We start from the raw sequence: 17,409 nt of genomic DNA on the forward strand, positions 1-17,409 counted from the left end.
TTAACGCGTCGGAATTCCGCCCTTGAAATTTGCTTTGCGCAGCAGCGAATCATATTGCTGCGACATCACGTAGTTCTGTACTTGCGCCATGAAATCCATGGTGACAACTACAATAATCAATAAAGAAGTACCGCCGAAATAGAATGGTACTTTCCACTGGGCTTGCATAAATTCCGGCAATAAACACACCAGGGTGATGTAGACTGCGCCGGCAAGTGTCAAGCGTGTCAGGATCTTGTCGATGTAACGGGCTGTCTGCTCGCCTGGACGGATCCCGGGAATGAACGCACCGCTTTTCTTCAAGTTATCCGCTGTTTCCTTGCTGTTAAATACCAGCGCTGTATAGAAGAAACAGAAAAACACGATCGCCACTGCGTACAACAGCGCATGGATAGGCTCACCAGGCCCCATCGATGCTGCCAAATCTTTCAAGAACCGCACCGCAGGGTTAGCGTTGTCGGCGCCCTTTGAAAACCAGTCCACGATAGTGGCCGGGAACAAGATGATCGAAGAAGCAAAGATCGGCGGGATCACGCCGGCCATGTTCAGCTTCAACGGCAAATGGCTGGTTTGACCGCCATAAATCTTGTTGCCTACCTGGCGCTTCGCGTAATTGACCAATATTTTGCGCTGACCACGTTCGACGAATACAACGAAGTACGTTACCAGTGCTACCAGAATCACGATGAAAATCGCGCTGAAGCTGCCGATCGAACCATTCGACACCTGAGTGAACAAGCCACCCAACGCCGACGGCAGACCTGCTGCAATCCCGGCAAAAATGATGATCGAGATGCCATTCCCCAAGCCACGCTCGGTAATTTGCTCACCCAACCACATCAAAAACATTGTTCCGGTCAACAAAGTGACGACCGTCACGAAGCGGAATGCAAGACCAGGTTCCAACACCAGACCAGCTTGCGACTCCAGTGCGACTGCAATGCCTAACGCTTGGAACAGTGCCAGGGCAACCGTGAAATACCGGGTGTACTGGGTGATCTTGCGACGACCTGCTTCGCCTTCTTTTTTCAACGCTTCCATCTGCGGTGACACGATCGACAGCAATTGCATGATGATCGAGGCCGAGATATAAGGCATGATACCCAGCGCAAACACTGTAAAACGAGACAAGGCACCGCCCGAGAACATGTTGAACATGCCCAGGACGCCGCCTTCGTGCTCCTTGAACAGCGAGGCTAATTGTGTCGGGTCAATCCCGGGAACCGGGACGTGAGCACCGATACGATAAACCACCAATGCGCCAAGCAAAAACCAGAGCCGTCCCCAAGGGAAACCGGCCGCTGCACTTTTAGCAAGTTGTGGATTAGTCGCCAATTTTCGCTCCGATCAAGCTGTTAGCGGTCAACTCAGGCTACCGAGCCGCCGGCTGCTTCGATGGCGGCTTTCGCGCCAGCGGACACTTTCAAGCCCTTCAAATTCACCGCTTTGGTGATTTCGCCGGACAAGATCACGCGCACGTCACGGGCCAACACGCCCAGAACGCCAGCTTGCTTCAAGACCAGAATGTCGACATCGCCAACAGCCAGGTTGTTCAGATCGGACAGGCGCACTTCAGCTTTGAAGGTTGCGTGCATCGATTTGAAACCGCGCTTAGGCAGACGGCGTTGCAGAGGCATCTGACCGCCTTCGAAACCGACTTTATGAAAGCCGCCCGAACGCGATTTCTGACCTTTGTGACCACGACCCGAGGTTTTACCCAGGCCGGAGCCGATACCGCGACCGACGCGACGCTTGTAGTGCTTAGCGCCTTCGGCTGGTGCAATAGTATTCAATTCCATGATTTGCTCCGTTCGTGTAAGCCCGAAGGCTTACCCGACAACTTTAACGAGATACGATACTTTATTGATCATGCCGCGTACGGATGGGGTGTCTTGCAATTCGGAAACCGAATTTACACGACGCAGACCCAGACCGCGCACGGTAGCGCGATGCGATTCGCGCGTACCGATCAAGCCCTTGACCAATTGCACTTTGACTGTGTTTGTCATTTTGTCCACCTTAAGCCAGAATGTCTTCGACCGACTTGCCGCGTTTGGCAGCGATATCGGAAGCAGTGCTCATTTTCGACAGGCCGTCCAGCGTAGCGCGTACCAGGTTGTATGGGTTGTTCGAACCGGTGGATTTCGCCACCACGTCCGTCACGCCCATCACTTCGAAGATAGCGCGCATTGCGCCACCAGCGATAACGCCAGTACCAGGCTTAGCCGGGTTCATCAGGACCTTGGAGGCGCCGTGACGACCAACAACCGTGTGATGCAAGGTGCCGTTTTTGAGCGGTACTTTGATCAGGTTGCGACGGGCTTCTTCCATCGCCTTCTGCACGCCAACTGGCACTTCTTTCGATTTGCCCTTGCCCATGCCGACGCGGCCATCGCCATCACCAACTACGGTCAGCGCGGCGAAACCCATGATACGACCACCCTTGACCACTTTGGTCACGCGGTTGATCGCGATCATTTTTTCGCGCATGCCATCATCCGGCTTGTCGCTTTGCATTTTTGCTTGCATTTTTGCCATGATTGATCCTTAGAACTTCAGACCGGCTTCGCGTGCGGCTTCTGCCAACGCTTTCACACGGCCGTGGTAACGGAAACCGGAGCGGTCAAACGCAACTTCGGTAATCCCTGCTTTCAACGCTTTTTCAGCGACGCGCTTGCCGATCAAGGCTGCAGCAGCGGCATTGCCGCCTTTGCCGGATTGGCCTGCCAGTTCAGCGCGAACTTCCGCTTCAGCCGTCGAGGCCGAAACCAGGACTTTAGCGTCCGGGCTGATCAGGTTGGCGTAAATGTGCAGGTTGGTGCGGTGCACCGACAAGCGATTTACTTTCAATTCCGCAATCTTGATGCGGGTTTGGCGTCCGCGGCGAAGCCGTGATTCTTTCTTATCCATCGTCAGCCCCTAATTACTTCTTCTTGGTTTCTTTAAGCTTAACCACTTCGTCCGCATAGCGAACGCCCTTGCCCTTGTAAGGCTCAGGGGAGCGGTAAGCACGAACTTCAGCGGCTACCTGGCCAACCTGTTGACGGTCGATACCTTTAATCAGGATCTCGGTCGGGGTTGGTGTTGCGCAGGTAACGCCAGCTGGCATGTCATGCACTACAGGGTGCGAGAAACCCAGGGACAGATTCAACTTGTCGCCTTGAGCTTGCGCCTTGTAACCCACGCCTACCAGGTTCAGCTTTTTCTCGAAACCCTTGGTGACGCCAACAACCATGTTGTTGACCAGTGCGCGCAGCGTGCCGGACATGGCATTGGCTTCGCGGCTGTCGTTCGCCACGTCGAAACTCAGGGTTCCTGCATTGTTTTCCACTTTGACCTGGCCGGTGAGGGCCTGGGAAAGTACGCCCAGCGGGCCTTTTACGGTGATCGCTTGTGCGGAGATGGCGACTTCGGCGCCAGCTGGCACTACGATAGGCATTTTAGCTACTCGAGACATGTGTAACTCCTTAAGCCACGTAGCAAATAACTTCGCCGCCGACACCGGTAGCGCGTGCTTTGCGGTCAGTCATGACGCCTTGCGGAGTCGACACGATCGCCACACCCAAGCCATTCATCACAACAGGGATCTCGTCTTTACCCTTGTAGACGCGCAGACCCGGACGGGACACGCGCTCCAAGCGCTCAATGACGGGACGGCCAACATAATACTTCAAACCGATTTTCAGTTCCGCTTTGCCACCAGCTTCGGCAACAGCGAAATCTTCAATGTAACCCTCGTCCTTCAGGACGCTGGCAATCGCAATTTTGACTTTCGACGATGGCATGGCCACGGTCGTCTTTTGCACGCCTTGTGCATTGCGAATGCGGGTCAGCATATCGGCGATAGGATCGCTCATACTCATTGCATATTCTCCTATTACCAGCTTGCTTTTGTCATACCCGGAATTTCACCACGCATGGCGAATTCACGGAGCTTGATACGACCCAGACCGAATTTACGGAATGTGCCGCGCGGACGACCAGTGATGGCGCAACGGTTACGTTGACGCGTCGGGTTCGAGTTACGTGGCAGCGCCTGCAATTTCAGGCGAGCTTCGTAGCGCTCTTCTTCCGATTTCGATTGGTCATCGACGATGGCCTTGAGAGCTTCGCGCTTAGGGGCGAATTTCGCCACCAGGTCAGCACGCTTGATCTCACGATTAATCAGTGACAGTTTGGCCATGATCAGTTCCTGAAAGGGAATTTAAAGGCGGCGAGCAAAGCTTTGGCTTCGTCATCGGTCTTAGCGGTTGTCGTGATGCTGATATTCATACCGCGCAACGCGTCAATCTTGTCGTATTCGATTTCAGGGAAAATGATCTGTTCCTTGACACCGATGTTGTAGTTGCCACGACCATCAAATGCACGGCCGTTCACACCACGGAAATCGCGTACGCGCGGCAGAGCCACGGTAATGAAGCGATCCAGGAACTCGTACATGCGAGCGCCGCGCAGGGTGACCATCGTACCGATCGGGTAACCTTCACGGATTTTGAAGCCTGCGATCGCTTTGCGGGACTTGGTGGTCACTGGCTTCTGGCCGGCGATCTTGGTCAAGTCAGCAACTGCGTGCTCGAGAACTTTTTTATCCGCGATAGCCTCACCAACACCCATGTTCAGGGTGATCTTGGTCAGGCGTGGAACTTCCATTACCGACTTGTAACCAAACTTGCTGGTCAGGTCGGCAACGACTTTTTCTTTATAGAATTCTTGGAGACGTGCCATGATTTCTTAAGCCTTCACTACTTCGCCGGAGGATTTAAAGATGCGAACTTTCTTGCCGTCCACTTCTTTGAAACCCACGCGATCTGCCTTGCCAGTCGCTGCATTAAACAATGCAACGTTGGACACGTGAATTGGCATGGTCTTATCGACGATACCACCAGTTACGCCAGTCATCGGGTTTGGCTTAGTCGCTTTTTTAGCGATGTTAATGCCGTCAACCACGATATGTTCAGCATCGATACGCTGCTGTACCACACCACGTTTGCCCTTGTCTTTCCCGGTCAGAACGATGACTTCGTCGTTTTTACGAATCTTATCCATTACGACTCCTTACAGGACTTCCGGTGCCAGGGACACGATTTTCATGAACTTCTCAGTGCGCAGTTCGCGCGTGACAGGTCCAAAAATACGGGTACCGATCGGTTCCAGCTTGGCGTTCAACAGAACGGCGGCATTGCCGTCGAACTTCACCAGGGAACCGTCTTGGCGGCGAACACCTTTAGCGGTGCGCACAACCACGGCGTTATAAATTTCACCTTTTTTGACACGGCCACGTGGCGCAGCAACCTTAACGGTTACCTTGATCACATCGCCAATGCCAGCATAACGGCGCTTGGAGCCGCCCAATACCTTGATGCACATTACTTCTTTGGCACCGGTATTGTCAGCCACTTCGAGCCGGCTTTCAGTTTGAATCATAGTATTCTCTTTCCCAACTTAAGCCGAAGAATCCACACAATGTAGACCCACGGTCAGTCTTGGTCCCGCCAGAGCCGCCCTGCTGGGCTTCACTGTTTGGGTGCATGACCTTCATACATCAACTGACCGCGAATGCTACTGTCTGTGGCCAGACACTTTGCGGCGTTACATGAACGAAGCCCGCAAGTATTACATACAATTTGCGGGCCTGCAAGTACTAATTAAAAGCCACCGCCGAAACGGTGGTTTTTATTTAAACGGTTGGTGCGGCTTGAACCACACGTGTCACCGTCCATGCCTTCGTTTTGGAGATCGGGCGACCTTCCTGGATCTCGACCGTGTCACCGGCCTTGACTTGGTTGGTCTCGTCATGCGCGTGATACTTGTTCGAGCGCATGATGATCTTGCCATACAAAGGATGTTTTACGTGGCGCTCGATCAGAACGGTAACGGTCTTGTCCATCTTGTCCGAAACCACTTTACCGATCAGCGTGCGCTTGAGCGACTGTTTCACTGGTTCGTTCATTTGGCTTCCTTCAGATTCATTACCGTCTTCACACGCGCGATATCGCGGCGTACCTTCTTGAGCTGCGAAGTGTTGCTCAGCTGCTGCGTAGCGATTTGCATGCGCAGGCCGAACTGTGCCTTCAACAGGTCATTCAGCTCTTTTTGCAGAGCTGGCTGGTCCTTGCCGCGGAGTTCAGATGCTTTCATATACAACTCCAATTATTGGCCGACTTGGCGGATGACAAACGTCGTCGCCAGTGGCAGTTTAGCGGCGGCAAGACGGAATGCTTCCCGTGCCAGCGCTTCATCAACGCCATCCATTTCGTACAGTACTTTGCCTGGCTGAATTTCAGCGACGTAGTACTCAGGATTACCTTTACCGTTACCCATACGGACTTCAGCCGGTTTGTTCGAAATCGGTTTGTCCGGGAAAATACGGATCCAGATACGGCCACCGCGCTTGATGTGACGCGTCATTGCACGACGCGCCGCTTCAATTTGACGCGCAGTGATACGACCGCGCGCAACTGCCTTCAGACCGAATTCGCCAAACGACACGGCGGTGCCGCGGCTGTGCGAAATACCGGTGTTACGGCCTTTCTGCTCTTTACGATACTTTCTGCGTGCTGGTTGCAGCATGATTATTCTCCTGCTTTCTCAGCTGGTGCTGCTGCGGCGGCCGGTTTAGCGGCGGTACGCACACGTGCACCTGGTGCTGTGGATGGTTTCGCACCGGCACCGGCTGGACGTGGACGGCCAGCTGGCTTGCCATCGTCACGGCGTGGGCCGCGGCTTTTCTTCTCGTCAGCTGGGGTATCGATGACTGGTGCATCGCCGTTAGGCGCGCGGTCACCTTTGTATACCCACACCTTGACACCGATGATGCCGTAGGTGGTCGACGCTTCGCTGGTACCGTAGTCGATATCGGCGCGCAGGGTATGCAGAGGCACGCGGCCTTCGCGGTACCACTCTTTACGCGCGATTTCGATACCGTTCAGACGGCCGGACGACATGATCTTGATACCGAGAGCACCCAGGCGCATTGCATTTTGCATTGCACGCTTCATGGCGCGGCGGAACATGATCCGTTTTTCCAGCTGCTGAGCGATCGAATCGGCGATCAGTTGCGAGTCGATTTCTGGCTTGCGAATTTCTTCGATGTTCACGTGAACAGGCACGCCCATGATCTTGGTCAGCGCGGACTTCAGTACTTCGATGTCTTCGCCTTTTTTACCAATGACCACGCCTGGACGCGAGCTGTAGATCGTGAAGCGCGCGTTCTTGGCTGGGCGCTCGATAACGATGCGGCCAACGGAAGCGTTCTTCAGTTTCTTTTTCAGGTAAGCACGTGCTTTCAAGTCTTCGTTCAGCATGGCAGCGAAATTACCGTTGCCTGCATACCAGCGCGAAGCCCAGTTACGGGTGACCGCCAGACGGAAACCGGTTGGATGAATTTTCTGACCCATCGTGGCTCCTTAGTTACCGACAGTCACGTAAACGTGACAGGATTGTTTCGAAATACGGTCGCCACGGCCTTTTGCACGCGCGGTGAAGCGCTTCAGGACCGGGCCCTTTTCGACGTAGATCGTTTTCACGAACAATTCGTCGATGTCCGCGCCATCATTGTGCTCGGCATTCGCAATAGCGGATTCCAGAACGCGTTTGATGATCGCAGCACCTTTTTTCGGGCTGAATTGCAAGATGTTGAGTGCAGCGTCAACTTTCTTGCCACGGATCAGGTCAGCAACCAGGCGGCCCTTTTGGTCCGACAGGCGCACACCTTTGAGGATAGCTTTAGTTTCCATTATTTCTTAGCCTTTTTGTCAGCTGCATGGCCCTTGAACGTACGGGTCAGTGCGAATTCGCCGAGCTTGTGACCAACCATGTTTTCGGAAACATAAACCGGCACGTGCAGCTTGCCGTTATGCACCGCGATCGTCAGGCCGATGAAGTCAGGCATGATTGTCGAACGACGCGACCAGGTTTTGATTGGCTTTTTGTCTTTGGCTGCTTGTGCGGCTTCAACTTTTTTCACCAGGTGGGCGTCACAGAACGGCCCTTTTTTCAATGAACGTGTCATGTGCTACCCCTTATTTCTTGCCGCGGCGCGAGACGATCATGGAAGTAGTACGCTTGTTGCTGCGTGTCTTCTTACCCTTGGTCTGTTGGCCCCATGGCGAAACTGGATGACGACCAGCTGCTGTTTTACCTTCACCACCACCGTGCGGGTGATCGACCGGGTTCATGACCACACCGCGAACGGTAGGACGAACACCGCGCCAGCGCATCGCACCAGCTTTACCGATTTTACGCAGGCTATGCTCGGCATTGCCGACTTCACCAACCGTTGCACGGCACTCGATGTGCACGCGACGTACTTCACCCGAGCGCAGACGCACTTGAGCGTAGGTACCTTCACGTGCCATCAGCACAACGCCAGCGCCGGCGGTACGTGCCATTTGGGCACCTTTACCTGGCAGCATTTCAACGCAATGCATCACGGTACCGACTGGGATGTTACGGATTGGCAAGCAGTTACCCGATTTGATCGGTGCTTCCGAACCGTTCATCACGCTGTCGCCAACGGCCATGCCTTTGGTTGCGATGATGTAGTGACGTTCGCCGTCGGCGTAGCACAACAGAGCGATATTCGCGGTGCGGTTTGGATCGTATTCGATACGTTCCACTTTCGCTGGAATACCATCTTTGGTGCGCTTGAAGTCGATCAAGCGGTAGTGTTGCTTATGACCACCACCGATATGACGGGTGGTGATGTGACCGTTGTTGTTACGACCAGCGGTCTTGGATTTCTTTTCAACCAGGGCAGCGAACGGACGACCTTTGTACAGGTCGGCATTCACCACCTTCACCATGCCGCGACGGCCTGGCGAGGTTGGTTTCATCTTAACGAGTGCCATTATGCAGCCTCCTCGGAGAAGTTGATTTCCTGGCCAGGCTTCAGGCACACGAAAGCACGCTTGGTATGGTTACGACGACCGTTGAACTTGCCGGTGCGCTTTTGCTTACCTTCGCGGTTTGCAGTTTGCACGGACAGAACTTCAACCTTGAACAGCAGTTCGACCGCTGCCTTGATTTCAGGCTTGGTTGCATCCGGCAGTACGCGGAATACAATTTGCTCGTTCTTTTCCGCGACCATGGTGGCCTTTTCGGAAATCACGGGCGCCAACAGCACCTTCATCAAGCGTTCTTCGCTATGTTTCAAAATCGCGCTCATGCCAGCATCTCCTCAATCTTGGCCAATGCAGCTTTGGTGACCAGGATCTTCTTGTAGAACACCAGGGACATCGGGTCTGCGTGACGTGGCTCAACGACGAGTACGTTAGGCAGGTTGCGCGATGCCAGTTCCAGGTTTTCGTTCAGAACGTCGGTGATGATCAGAACCGAATCAAAGCCCAGGCCGTTCAATTTTTGCGACAGCAGCTTGGTTTTTGGCGCGTCGATCGTCAGATCGTCGATGACGATCAGGCGCTCTTCGCGAGCCAGCTGCGACAGGATCGAGCAGATACCTGCGCGATACATCTTTTTGTTCACTTTGTGGGTGAAGTTTTCGTCAGGCGAGTTCGGGAAAATCCGACCACCGCCGCGCCACAGTGGCGACGACGACATACCAGCACGAGCGCGGCCGGTACCTTTTTGGCGCCATGGCTTTTTCGTCGTGTGGTGAACTTCTTCACGGTCTTTTTGCTTGCGGTTACCACTACGTGCATTCGCTTGATAAGCGATGACGACTTGGTGGATCAGCGCTTCATTGTAGTCACGGCCGAAAATCGTATCGGCTGCAGCAACGTTCGAGGCGGCTTGACCTTGCGCATTCAGAAGCTTGAGTTCCATCGTTTAAGCTCCCTTCTTGGCTTTGGTTTTGATGGCTGGCGAGACAACTACCTGGCCATTTTTCGCACCTGGAATCGCGCCTTTGACCAGCAGCAGCTGACGGTCGGCATCGATACGGGCGATCACGAGGTTCTGGATCGTACGGTTAACGTCACCCAGATGACCGGTCATGCGCTTACCAGGGAAAACGCGACCTGGATCTTGTGCCATACCGATGGAACCTGGAACGTTGTGCGAACGCGAGTTACCGTGCGTTGCACGGCCAGAAGCGAAGTGGTAACGTTTGATAACGCCTGCATAGCCTTTACCGATGGTAACGCCTTGCACGTCGATCTTTTGACCGACTTCGAACAGGGAAGCAGCGACAACATCGCCAGCTTTCAGTTCAGCGGCTTTGGCAGCGTCGACACGGAACTCTTTCAACAGAGTACCGGCTTCAACGCCAGCTTTAGCGTGATGACCAGCAACAGCTTTGGTCACGCGGGAAGCGCGACGTTGACCGAATGCGACCTGAACAGCGGAGTAGCCATCTGTTTCAGGGGTTTTGATTTGCGCAACACGGTTGTTCGATACGTCCAACACGGTGACCGGGATCGAATCCCCTTCATCCGTGAAAATGCGCATCATACCAACCTTGCGACCGAGAAGGCCTAGGCTCATTTTTTCTCCATTCCCACCTGCGATTGGGCGGGGCTTGTTTAACTACAAAGTAACGTAGGACTCAAAAAAGACGAATCCATACCGAAGCCGGCTAGTATATAGCACAAAAACCCTTGACGCAACAAGTTAACACGAGGTATGTCAAAGTGTTGCGCGACGCCCCTGCGGGAGTTGTCGGCGCCCCTGAAAAACGCTGCCGCAAGGCAATTAAACAGGCGCAAAGCACGGCGACATGCGCCCTTGCGGGCGATGGCAGAAAGACACAGGGCGCGCCATGGCATGCGCGCCCTGCTCCACTCATCCTGGGCGTGGCGCCCGGAAAAGCTTATTGCTGGCAGTTGATCAGGCAATGTTCGTACAGGTCCACGCAGATCGGGCTGCCGCCGAGGTGCGCCCGGCAATTCGCCACTTTTTGCCCGCACTCGCTATAGCACTGCGTGACGTCGCCGGCGGCAAACGCGTACGAGGCGCTCAGGCCCAACGCAAACAGAAAAACCATCGTCTTCTTGATCATATTGCATCTCCGTTTTATCGGATGGACAAACAACCAGGACGCCACGCCATCCTCGCACCGCCCCGGGCAGACGCCACGGCGCCCGCCATTACCTAAAAAGCAATGCCAATAGCATACCGTAAACAATACCAACCAACTACCAATTAATGCTGCAGTTCTTTCCCCGCGCAAAATGCAAAAGCCAACCCGGGCATATCACTGTCCGGGCTGGCTGCAAGGTGGCGCATGGCGCCCAGGTAAGTCTTACTCTTGCGGCGCTCCTTTGCCAATCTGATACCAGTCCACCTTGCGCGTCGCCACCATGATGGCGGCCAGCACGGCAAACAGCAGGATGCTGCCCATCACCAGCGCATTGTTTTCCGAGCTCAGCAAGCCATACAGGGCGCCATACAGCATGGTCAGCCCCACGCCGAAGCCGATCCCGCGCCAGGCGTTGTGCAGCACGTGCACCAGATAAAAGCTGGTCAGCACGATACAGGCGGCGCTGGCGATCAGATAGGCGGTCAGGAAGGCGATGTGCTCCGCCAGGCCCACCAGCAGCAGGAAAAAGATCACCAGCGACAGGCCCACCAGCAGATATTGCACCGGGTGGATCGGCAGGCTTTTCAGGATTTCAAAGATGAAGAAGGCGGCAAAGGTCAGCGCCACGAACAGCAAGCCATATTTGGTGGCCCGGTCCGATTGCGAATACACGTTCACCGGCTCGATGAAGCCCACGCTGAAGCGGTCGATCTGGCCCAGCGGCGCACTGTCGGGCACCTTGAACTCGCCCTCGATCGTGCTCAGCTGCGTTTGCGCATTGGTGGCCAGCGAGGAGATGCTCCACTCGACCTGAAAGCCATCGGCGTTGATCTGGCGGAATTTCGGCGACGGCAGGAAGCGCCCGCCAAACTGCGGATGCGGCCAGTTCGACTTGATGCTGATCTGACTGTTTTTCGCCACTGGCACGAAGTGCTGGCGTTCGATGCCGTCGAGGCCCAGATCAAAACTGAAGTGCACCTGCTGCGGTGCCGTCAAAGGCATGGCGCCCAGCGGCGCATGCAGGCCGCTGCGGAAGGCAAACAGGTCGGTGCCCTGCTCGAACTCGATCTTCTGGCCGCCCCAGTCGATTTTCGGAATATTACGGATACCGCGCACGTCCTCGATGGACAGGGCCACGAACGGCGCACCCAGGGTCACGCGCGAATCCGGCGACTTGCGCGGCAGCTGGCTGCCGGCCGGCACCGTGAAGTCGCCCTTGAACGCGTGCTGGCCGCTGTAGACCAGCACCTGGTGGATGCCGCGGTAGCGGCGGTCCGTGTCGATGTTACCGTTGAGCAGTAAATTGTTCGGGTAGACAAGCAGACGGCGCTGCACCGTGCGGCGCAACAACTCCGAGCGCACCGCCGATTTCGCTTCCTTGTCATCGCCCTTGGCCACCTCCACGCGCTCTTCATACTGCTCCGTGTAGGGAATCACCAGGATGGGGCCGATGATGGTTTGTTCGCGCACCGAATCGGCGGCGATGCTGTTGACGGCTTCCTGGCGGAATTCCATCCGCTCCTTGATCGTTTCCTGAATCATCAGCAAAGGCAGGCCGATTATCAGCATCAGGCCGAACACGATCAACGCTTTGACTAACAGAGTTTTTTGCATGGCGCATCCTTGAAGTAAGGCGGCCAGTGTAAAAAAACTGTATGCGCTGACGATGCAGTCCGTGTGAAGCGGGCAAATAAAGTGCGCTAAGAGTGTGCTAAGCCAGCGGCAGGCACAGGCGCGCGCAGGCGCCACCGTCCGCATGATTGAGCACCTCGACCGTGCTGCCATGCAAGGAAGCGACCTCGCGCACGAAGGGCAGGCCCAGGCCCGTGCTCTTGCCGGCGCTCGGGCGCGGCAGGGAGTAAAAACGCTCGAAGACGCGCTCCAGCGCATACGCGGGGATGCCTGCGCCGCGGTCGCGCACGGCGATTTCCACGTGCGTGCCCTGGCGATGCGCCGTCACATCGATGCAGCTGCCCGGCGGCGCAAAGCCGGCCGCGTTGTCGAGCAGATTGCCCAACGCCTGGCGCAGCAGCAGTGCGTCCCCGGCCACAATCGCCTCGTCCGCCTGAAGCTGCAGGCGCACGCCGCGCGCCGCCAGCGTGGCGGCCGCATCCTGCGCCACTTGCGCGAGCAGGGGCCCCAGCGCGATGCGCTCGGGGTGGTCGAGGCGCTGCTGCTTCTCCACGCGCACGAGGGCCAGCAGCTTGTCGATCAATTGCCGCTGGCGCGCGTTCTGCTCGAGGATACTGGCAAGGAACTGGCGCCGCTCGGCCGGCGGCATGTCTTCCTGCAGCAGCTCGGCCGAGGCCTGGATGGCGGCGATCGGGCTTCTCAATTCATGCGTCAGCGTATGCATCAGCTGCTCCACGTATTCCTTGCCTTCCAGACGCGTGCGCATCGCCTCCAGCGCCCGTCCCAGGGTGCCGATCTCGTTCGTACCCAGCGCCGGCAGCGCTACCTTGCGCCCCGCTTCCACATCGCCGATATAGGTCATCAGCTTGCCCAGCGCATGGTGCAGCCACCACGCGAACGCCAGGCCGATCAGCAGCGACAGCAGCAACAGCACGGCGCCGCGCTGCAGGATCTTGCGCTGGCTGCGCTCGACAAACGCTTGCACGCTGGCGTTCGGCTTGGCCACCGTCAGCACGCCGATCACCTCATTGCCGTCGCGAATCGGCGCGGCCACGTGCATCACGGTCGACATCTCGTCGTCGGGCCGGCTGCGCGTGCTGCGCGCGCCATACTTGCCCTGCAAGGTCAGATACACGTCATTCCAGCGCGAATAGTCGCGCCCCACGTCGCGCCCGCTGGAATCGAACAGCACAATGCCGTGCCGGTCCGTGATGGTGATGCGGTAATCGAGCGTGCGCTTGCGCACGCCATTGATATTGACGTCCACGCCATGGCGCGCGTAATCCTGCATGCGCGCGGCCACGGGCGACTGCGCCAGCGTGCCCGCCTTCACGTCGGGCGCCACCAGGCTGGCCAGCAGCTGCGAGGTGTCGACCAGGGTGTCTTCCAGGGTCGAGCGCACGCCCGGCTTGACCTGCTCCATGAAGACATTCAGCAGGAACCACGCGGCCAGTCCGACGATCAGGAAGTAGCCGAGCAGAATGCGCAGGCCGATCTTCATGCGCCGGCCAGGCTGTAGCCGAGGCCACGGTGGGTGTGGATGGGATCGGCCTGCGCATCGACGGCGCGCAGCTTGGCGCGCAGCGATTTGACATGCGCATCGACCGTGCGCTCGAGCGTGTCGGGCGCCCCGCTCCACACGCGCTCCATCAGCTGCGCGCGCGACAGCACGTGACCCGGATGCTCGAGCAGGGTTTTCAGCAACAGGTATTCATAGCGGGTCAGGTCCAGCGGCTGGCCGTGAAACAGTACCCGCGCCTCGAGCGCGCGCAACTCGAAGCGCGCCGGCGCGGTCGCGACGGCAGGCGCAGCTATCGTCATGCCCGCCTCGCGCGGCGCCTGGGCGACGCCTGCGCGGCGCAGGATGACGCGGATGCGCGCCACCAGTTCGCGCGGCGAAAACGGTTTGGTGACGTAATCGTCGGCGCCGATTTCCAGGCCGACGATACGGTCGATCTCGTCGCTGCGGGCCGTCAGGAAGATCACCGGCACCTCGGAAAACTGGCGCAGCCGGCGGCATACTTCCAGCCCGCTCATGTCAGGCAAGCCCACGTCGAGCACCACGAGAACAGGCGTCTGAGCGTCTTCGCCGGACATGGGGCGCAGCGCGGCCAGGGCGTGCTCGCCCAACATCACATGGCGCGGCGTAAAGCCGTCCGTGCGCAGGGCATAGGCGATGCTGTCGGCAATCGCCTGTTCATCTTCCACGATCAGGACAGTCTTGGACATGGCGGCGGCACGCATTAGTGGACAAGCCCGGAGTATCCCTGAAGCATGCAAGCTGCGTCAATCGCGCGGCCGGCGAAAAGCCACCCGCCCCAAAAAACTTGGAGTATATTTATTACGGCATGACTCCGCCGATACACCGTGTTTGACACCCGTCCGAGGAGACTATGAAGACCCATACCATCAGCCTGCTATGCGCTGTCAGCCTGCTGGCCGCCTGCACGGCGCCAGCGACACTCGCCACCTCCAACGCACAACAAGATGCCTGTAACGCGGCCGAACGCAAGGGCCAGTTTGGCGAAGCGGAACTGGCTTGCGTACAGGCGCTGCGCAGCGCCGAGCAGGCCGGGGCCGGCGCGGACATCGTCTCGCAGCGCCAGTCCAACCTGGGCCGCATCAAGCGCTTGCAGGGCAAGAATGCCGAAGCGGAGCAACTGTACCGGCAAGCCCTGGACACGGAGGAGACGGCGCAGCCGCGCAGCGATGCGCGCGTCGGCCGCCGCATGGTGGAACTGGCGTCGGCCCTGGCCGCGCAAGGCAAATGGCAGGAAGGCACGGGCTATCTGGAACGCGTGCTGCCGCTGCTGCCGAAGCTGTCGCCCGGCTCGCGCACGTATTCGGCGGAAGTGCTGCGCCAGTACGCCAAACAGCTGCAGGGCGGCCCGCAAGCAGCGCTGGGCGCGCGCTTCGAGGCGGTGGCGGCCAGCCTGTAATAAGCGACTGCCTGCGCCTAAGGCTGGGCCACGTGGATGCTGGCCTTGATGTGCTTGAGGTGGGCCACGATGGTGAACGTCATCACCACCAGCAGCGACCATGAGCTCCATTTGCTGACGTGCACCACCGACCACGCGCCAAGCTGGTTCGGATAGCGCCACACGCCCCAGAAGGTGCTGATGTTTTCGGCCAGCCAGATGAAGAAGCCGACCAGCACGAAACCGAGCAGCAGGGGCATGCTGCGGTCGCGGTCGAGCGGGCGGAACACCACGGTGGTGCGCGCATACAAGCCCAGCGCACAGGCGGCCAGGTACCAGCGATAGTCGCCGATGTAGTGGTGGGTAAAGAAGTTAGCGTAGATCAGCAGCGCGATCAGCACCGCCATCCAGTACGGCGGATGGTGGCGGATCCGCATGTCGAGCAGGCGCCAGGTCTGGATGATGTAGCTGCCCACGGCCGCATACATGAAACCGGAAAACAGGGGAACGCCAAACACCTTGGTGTAGGCAAAGTCGGGATAGCTCCACGACTGTATCGTCCCCGACACCTTGAACACCTCCAGCGCGAAGCCGACCGCATGAAACAGGCAGATGGCTTTCAATTCATCCCACGTTTCCAGCCCGCTCCAGACCATCGCGCCCTGGATCGCCAGCGCTACCAGCAGCAGCACGTCATAGCGCGGCAGGCCGAACAGGCCGGCGCGCGGCACCAGGAACACGGCAGCAAAAAACAGTCCCACAAACAGGCATGACCTCGCTTCCTTGATGCCGAAATACAAAAATTCGGTCAGGAAGCGCGGCCAGCCGCGCAGGCGCTGACGGGGAGTTGCATTGAGCAGGTGGGTATCGAGGGCGTTGAGCATGCGGCAACTTTATCGGGCGGGCGCGGCACTGTAAAGTGGTTTTGCACGGCACAAAAGCAATGGGGCCGGGCGCACTCACGATCGTGAGCAGGCCCGGCCCCATCTCAGGCGGCGGGATACCCCGCCGGCCTTCTTAAAAACGATTATTGCAGTTTGATTTCGACATCAACACCAGCTGGCAGGTCCAGCTTCATCAGCGCGTCAACGGTTTTGTCCGTTGGGTCAACGATGTCCATCAGGCGTTGGTGCGTACGGATCTCGAACTGATCGCGCGAAGTTTTGTTGACGTGCGGGGAACGCAGCACATCGAAACGCTGAATACGGGTAGGCAGTGGTACTGGGCCTTTGACGACAGCGCCGGTGCGCTTCGCGGTCTCAACGATTTCCAGAGCGGACTGGTCGATCAGCTTGTAATCGAAAGCCTTCAGGCGGATACGGATTTTTTGGTTTGGTGCCGACATGATATTTCCTTAAAAGAACGAACCGCGCGGTTTGCACGGCAATGAGGTCATACGGGAATTTCTGACGCAACAACCGTCAGGGTCGACATGATAGCACCAAAATGCTTGCCAACCCCGGCAGTTGAATAAAAAGAAGGGCGCCGGGCGACGACGCGTCTTCTTTTATATTCGCTTAATAATTAAGCGATGATTTTTGCAACAACACCAGCGCCGACGGTACGGCCGCCTTCGCGGATAGCGAAGCGCAGACCTTCTTCCATCGCGATCGGGTTGATCAGCTTGACGGTGATCGACACGTTATCGCCTGGCATGACCATTTCTTTGTCTGCTGGCAACTCGATCGAACCGGTTACGTCCGTCGTGCGGAAGTAGAACTGTGGACGATAGTTGTTGAAGAATGGCGTATGACGGCCGCCTTCGTCTTTCGACAGAACATAGATCTCGCCGGTGAAGTGGGCGTGCGGCTTGATCGAGCCTGGCTTGGCCAGCACTTGACCACGTTGCACGTCTTCACGCTTGGTGCCGCGCAGCAGCAG

At 57.3% G+C, this 17,409-nt stretch carries 29 protein-coding genes; 1 reads left to right on the forward strand and 28 read right to left on the reverse strand.

Features of this window, described 5'->3' with window-relative positions; genetic code table 11:
• From secY to creB, 25 genes are all read right to left on the reverse strand, one after another.
• Positions 1–1,335: a preprotein translocase subunit SecY gene (gene secY / locus IGS60_RS25965; protein WP_010394438.1), complete on the reverse strand. Its 1,335-nt coding sequence runs from the start codon at positions 1,333–1,335 to the stop codon at positions 1–3.
• A 32-nt stretch (positions 1,336–1,367) separates the two neighbouring features.
• Positions 1,368–1,799 (reverse strand): 50S ribosomal protein L15, encoded by a 432-nt coding sequence (rplO, locus tag IGS60_RS25970; RefSeq protein WP_034753211.1) that lies wholly within the window; start codon positions 1,797–1,799, stop codon positions 1,368–1,370.
• Positions 1,800–1,829: 30 nt separating this feature from the next.
• Positions 1,830–2,009, reverse strand: a complete 180-nt coding sequence (gene rpmD / locus IGS60_RS25975) for a 50S ribosomal protein L30 (RefSeq protein ID WP_010394435.1) — start codon at positions 2,007–2,009, stop codon at positions 1,830–1,832.
• Positions 2,010–2,019: 10 nt separating this feature from the next.
• On the reverse strand, positions 2,020–2,538 hold the full coding sequence (rpsE, locus tag IGS60_RS25980; RefSeq protein WP_010394433.1) for a 30S ribosomal protein S5: 519 nt from the start codon (positions 2,536–2,538) through the stop codon (positions 2,020–2,022).
• Positions 2,539–2,547: 9 nt separating this feature from the next.
• On the reverse strand, positions 2,548–2,910 hold the full coding sequence (rplR, locus tag IGS60_RS25985) for a 50S ribosomal protein L18 (protein ID WP_010394431.1): 363 nt from the start codon (positions 2,908–2,910) through the stop codon (positions 2,548–2,550).
• 13 nt (positions 2,911–2,923) lie between these two features.
• Entirely contained in the window at positions 2,924–3,457 is a 534-nt protein-coding gene (gene rplF / locus IGS60_RS25990; RefSeq protein ID WP_065310145.1) for a 50S ribosomal protein L6, read from the reverse strand.
• Positions 3,458–3,467: 10 nt separating this feature from the next.
• Entirely contained in the window at positions 3,468–3,863 is a 396-nt protein-coding gene (rpsH, locus tag IGS60_RS25995) for a 30S ribosomal protein S8 (protein ID WP_034753208.1), read from the reverse strand.
• A gap of 14 nt (positions 3,864–3,877) precedes the next feature.
• Positions 3,878–4,183, reverse strand: a complete 306-nt coding sequence (rpsN, locus tag IGS60_RS26000; RefSeq protein WP_010394423.1) for a 30S ribosomal protein S14 — start codon at positions 4,181–4,183, stop codon at positions 3,878–3,880.
• Between the two features lie 2 nt (positions 4,184–4,185).
• Positions 4,186–4,725, reverse strand: a complete 540-nt coding sequence (gene rplE, locus IGS60_RS26005) for a 50S ribosomal protein L5 (protein ID WP_010394421.1) — start codon at positions 4,723–4,725, stop codon at positions 4,186–4,188.
• 6 nt (positions 4,726–4,731) lie between these two features.
• Positions 4,732–5,046 carry a 50S ribosomal protein L24 gene (rplX, locus tag IGS60_RS26010; RefSeq protein WP_034753204.1) on the reverse strand — a complete coding sequence of 105 codons (315 nt, stop codon included), beginning with the start codon at positions 5,044–5,046 and terminating at the stop codon, positions 4,732–4,734.
• 9 nt (positions 5,047–5,055) lie between these two features.
• Entirely contained in the window at positions 5,056–5,424 is a 369-nt protein-coding gene (gene rplN / locus IGS60_RS26015) for a 50S ribosomal protein L14 (protein ID WP_008444317.1), read from the reverse strand.
• 253 nt (positions 5,425–5,677) lie between these two features.
• The gene (gene rpsQ, locus IGS60_RS26020; protein WP_010394415.1) at positions 5,678–5,950 is read right to left on the reverse strand and encodes a 30S ribosomal protein S17; all 273 of its coding nucleotides are present in this window, start codon (positions 5,948–5,950) and stop codon (positions 5,678–5,680) included.
• The gene (rpmC, locus tag IGS60_RS26025) at positions 5,947–6,138 is read right to left on the reverse strand and encodes a 50S ribosomal protein L29 (protein ID WP_010394412.1); all 192 of its coding nucleotides are present in this window, start codon (positions 6,136–6,138) and stop codon (positions 5,947–5,949) included. The genes rpsQ and rpmC overlap by 4 nt, the downstream gene beginning before the upstream one ends.
• 12 nt (positions 6,139–6,150) lie before the next feature.
• A complete protein-coding gene (gene rplP, locus IGS60_RS26030) occupies positions 6,151–6,570 on the reverse strand; it encodes a 50S ribosomal protein L16 (RefSeq protein WP_034753201.1) in 420 nt (139 codons plus the stop codon).
• A gap of 2 nt (positions 6,571–6,572) precedes the next feature.
• Positions 6,573–7,397 (reverse strand): 30S ribosomal protein S3, encoded by an 825-nt coding sequence (gene rpsC / locus IGS60_RS26035; protein WP_034753199.1) that lies wholly within the window; start codon positions 7,395–7,397, stop codon positions 6,573–6,575.
• Between the two features lie 9 nt (positions 7,398–7,406).
• Positions 7,407–7,739 carry a 50S ribosomal protein L22 gene (gene rplV, locus IGS60_RS26040; RefSeq protein ID WP_170840583.1) on the reverse strand — a complete coding sequence of 111 codons (333 nt, stop codon included), beginning with the start codon at positions 7,737–7,739 and terminating at the stop codon, positions 7,407–7,409.
• Positions 7,736–8,011, reverse strand: a complete 276-nt coding sequence (gene rpsS / locus IGS60_RS26045; protein WP_008444295.1) for a 30S ribosomal protein S19 — start codon at positions 8,009–8,011, stop codon at positions 7,736–7,738. The genes rplV and rpsS overlap by 4 nt, the downstream gene beginning before the upstream one ends.
• Before the next feature lie 10 nt (positions 8,012–8,021).
• Entirely contained in the window at positions 8,022–8,849 is an 828-nt protein-coding gene (gene rplB / locus IGS60_RS26050) for a 50S ribosomal protein L2 (protein WP_034753198.1), read from the reverse strand.
• The gene (rplW, locus tag IGS60_RS26055) at positions 8,849–9,166 is read right to left on the reverse strand and encodes a 50S ribosomal protein L23 (RefSeq protein ID WP_010394398.1); all 318 of its coding nucleotides are present in this window, start codon (positions 9,164–9,166) and stop codon (positions 8,849–8,851) included. Before rplW ends, rplB begins: the two co-directional genes overlap by 1 nt.
• Positions 9,163–9,783, reverse strand: a complete 621-nt coding sequence (gene rplD, locus IGS60_RS26060) for a 50S ribosomal protein L4 (protein ID WP_034753197.1) — start codon at positions 9,781–9,783, stop codon at positions 9,163–9,165. Before rplD ends, rplW begins: the two co-directional genes overlap by 4 nt.
• Positions 9,784–9,786: 3 nt before the next feature.
• Entirely contained in the window at positions 9,787–10,443 is a 657-nt protein-coding gene (gene rplC, locus IGS60_RS26065; RefSeq protein ID WP_010394393.1) for a 50S ribosomal protein L3, read from the reverse strand.
• Positions 10,444–10,768: 325 nt separating this feature from the next.
• Positions 10,769–10,957 (reverse strand): hypothetical protein, encoded by a 189-nt coding sequence (locus IGS60_RS26070; RefSeq protein ID WP_230506606.1) that lies wholly within the window; start codon positions 10,955–10,957, stop codon positions 10,769–10,771.
• Positions 10,958–11,200: 243 nt separating this feature from the next.
• Positions 11,201–12,592, reverse strand: coding sequence for a cell envelope integrity protein CreD (gene creD / locus IGS60_RS26075; protein WP_070221706.1), 1,392 nt, complete (start codon positions 12,590–12,592; stop codon positions 11,201–11,203).
• Positions 12,593–12,689: 97 nt separating this feature from the next.
• Entirely contained in the window at positions 12,690–14,111 is a 1,422-nt protein-coding gene (gene creC / locus IGS60_RS26080; protein WP_230506607.1) for a two-component system sensor histidine kinase CreC, read from the reverse strand.
• On the reverse strand, positions 14,108–14,839 hold the full coding sequence (creB, locus tag IGS60_RS26085) for a two-component system response regulator CreB (protein ID WP_070221724.1): 732 nt from the start codon (positions 14,837–14,839) through the stop codon (positions 14,108–14,110). Before creB ends, creC begins: the two co-directional genes overlap by 4 nt.
• A 164-nt stretch (positions 14,840–15,003) precedes the next feature.
• On the opposite strand from creB, the gene IGS60_RS26090 reads away from it, so the two are divergent.
• Positions 15,004–15,549: a tetratricopeptide repeat protein gene (locus IGS60_RS26090; RefSeq protein WP_070221708.1), complete on the forward strand. Its 546-nt coding sequence runs from the start codon at positions 15,004–15,006 to the stop codon at positions 15,547–15,549.
• 17 nt (positions 15,550–15,566) lie between these two features.
• On the opposite strand, the gene IGS60_RS26095 is transcribed toward IGS60_RS26090, so the two are convergent.
• The 3 genes from IGS60_RS26095 to IGS60_RS26105 all read right to left on the reverse strand — a co-directional run.
• Positions 15,567–16,412 carry a DUF817 domain-containing protein gene (locus tag IGS60_RS26095; RefSeq protein WP_070221709.1) on the reverse strand — a complete coding sequence of 282 codons (846 nt, stop codon included), beginning with the start codon at positions 16,410–16,412 and terminating at the stop codon, positions 15,567–15,569.
• Between the two features lie 143 nt (positions 16,413–16,555).
• The gene (rpsJ, locus tag IGS60_RS26100) at positions 16,556–16,873 is read right to left on the reverse strand and encodes a 30S ribosomal protein S10 (RefSeq protein WP_010394389.1); all 318 of its coding nucleotides are present in this window, start codon (positions 16,871–16,873) and stop codon (positions 16,556–16,558) included.
• Between the two features lie 179 nt (positions 16,874–17,052).
• Positions 17,053–17,409 (reverse strand): elongation factor Tu (locus tag IGS60_RS26105; RefSeq protein ID WP_230506608.1); only part of this gene is annotated, 357 nt, incomplete at its 5' end.

Origin of the sequence: Janthinobacterium sp. FW305-128 (genome assembly GCF_020858135.1) — a bacterium.
Taxonomy (GTDB): Bacteria; Pseudomonadota; Gammaproteobacteria; order Burkholderiales; family Burkholderiaceae_D; genus Janthinobacterium.

Bases quoted from the DNA above. Each gene is read 5' to 3' on its own strand.
- rpsS (WP_008444295.1), bottom strand. From the start codon at position 8,011: ATGACACGTTCATTGAAAAAAGGGCCGTTCTGTGACGCCCACCTGGTG.
- creD (WP_070221706.1), bottom strand. From the start codon at position 12,592: ATGCAAAAAACTCTGTTAGTCAAAGCGTTGATCGTGTTCGGCCTGATG.
- rpmC (WP_010394412.1), bottom strand. From the start codon at position 6,138: ATGAAAGCATCTGAACTCCGCGGCAAGGACCAGCCAGCTCTGCAAAAA.
- IGS60_RS26070 (WP_230506606.1), bottom strand. From the start codon at position 10,957: ATGATCAAGAAGACGATGGTTTTTCTGTTTGCGTTGGGCCTGAGCGCC.
- rplC (WP_010394393.1), bottom strand. From the start codon at position 10,443: ATGAGCCTAGGCCTTCTCGGTCGCAAGGTTGGTATGATGCGCATTTTC.
- rplN (WP_008444317.1), bottom strand. From the start codon at position 5,424: ATGATTCAAACTGAAAGCCGGCTCGAAGTGGCTGACAATACCGGTGCC.
- creC (WP_230506607.1), bottom strand. From the start codon at position 14,111: ATGAAGATCGGCCTGCGCATTCTGCTCGGCTACTTCCTGATCGTCGGA.
- rpsQ (WP_010394415.1), bottom strand. From the start codon at position 5,950: ATGAACGAACCAGTGAAACAGTCGCTCAAGCGCACGCTGATCGGTAAA.
- rpsN (WP_010394423.1), bottom strand. From the start codon at position 4,183: ATGGCCAAACTGTCACTGATTAATCGTGAGATCAAGCGTGCTGACCTG.
- rplP (WP_034753201.1), bottom strand. From the start codon at position 6,570: ATGCTGCAACCAGCACGCAGAAAGTATCGTAAAGAGCAGAAAGGCCGT.
- rpsC (WP_034753199.1), bottom strand. From the start codon at position 7,397: ATGGGTCAGAAAATTCATCCAACCGGTTTCCGTCTGGCGGTCACCCGT.
- IGS60_RS26095 (WP_070221709.1), bottom strand. From the start codon at position 16,412: ATGCTCAACGCCCTCGATACCCACCTGCTCAATGCAACTCCCCGTCAG.
- rplF (WP_065310145.1), bottom strand. From the start codon at position 3,457: ATGTCTCGAGTAGCTAAAATGCCTATCGTAGTGCCAGCTGGCGCCGAA.
- rplR (WP_010394431.1), bottom strand. From the start codon at position 2,910: ATGGATAAGAAAGAATCACGGCTTCGCCGCGGACGCCAAACCCGCATC.
- creB (WP_070221724.1), bottom strand. From the start codon at position 14,839: ATGTCCAAGACTGTCCTGATCGTGGAAGATGAACAGGCGATTGCCGAC.
- rplE (WP_010394421.1), bottom strand. From the start codon at position 4,725: ATGGCACGTCTCCAAGAATTCTATAAAGAAAAAGTCGTTGCCGACCTG.
- rplD (WP_034753197.1), bottom strand. From the start codon at position 9,783: ATGGAACTCAAGCTTCTGAATGCGCAAGGTCAAGCCGCCTCGAACGTT.
- rplB (WP_034753198.1), bottom strand. From the start codon at position 8,849: ATGGCACTCGTTAAGATGAAACCAACCTCGCCAGGCCGTCGCGGCATG.
- rpsE (WP_010394433.1), bottom strand. From the start codon at position 2,538: ATGGCAAAAATGCAAGCAAAAATGCAAAGCGACAAGCCGGATGATGGC.
- rpmD (WP_010394435.1), bottom strand. From the start codon at position 2,009: ATGACAAACACAGTCAAAGTGCAATTGGTCAAGGGCTTGATCGGTACG.
- rpsH (WP_034753208.1), bottom strand. From the start codon at position 3,863: ATGAGTATGAGCGATCCTATCGCCGATATGCTGACCCGCATTCGCAAT.
- rplX (WP_034753204.1), bottom strand. From the start codon at position 5,046: ATGGATAAGATTCGTAAAAACGACGAAGTCATCGTTCTGACCGGGAAA.
- rplW (WP_010394398.1), bottom strand. From the start codon at position 9,166: ATGAGCGCGATTTTGAAACATAGCGAAGAACGCTTGATGAAGGTGCTG.
- rpsJ (WP_010394389.1), bottom strand. From the start codon at position 16,873: ATGTCGGCACCAAACCAAAAAATCCGTATCCGCCTGAAGGCTTTCGAT.
- rplO (WP_034753211.1), bottom strand. From the start codon at position 1,799: ATGGAATTGAATACTATTGCACCAGCCGAAGGCGCTAAGCACTACAAG.
- IGS60_RS26090 (WP_070221708.1), top strand. From the start codon at position 15,004: ATGAAGACCCATACCATCAGCCTGCTATGCGCTGTCAGCCTGCTGGCC.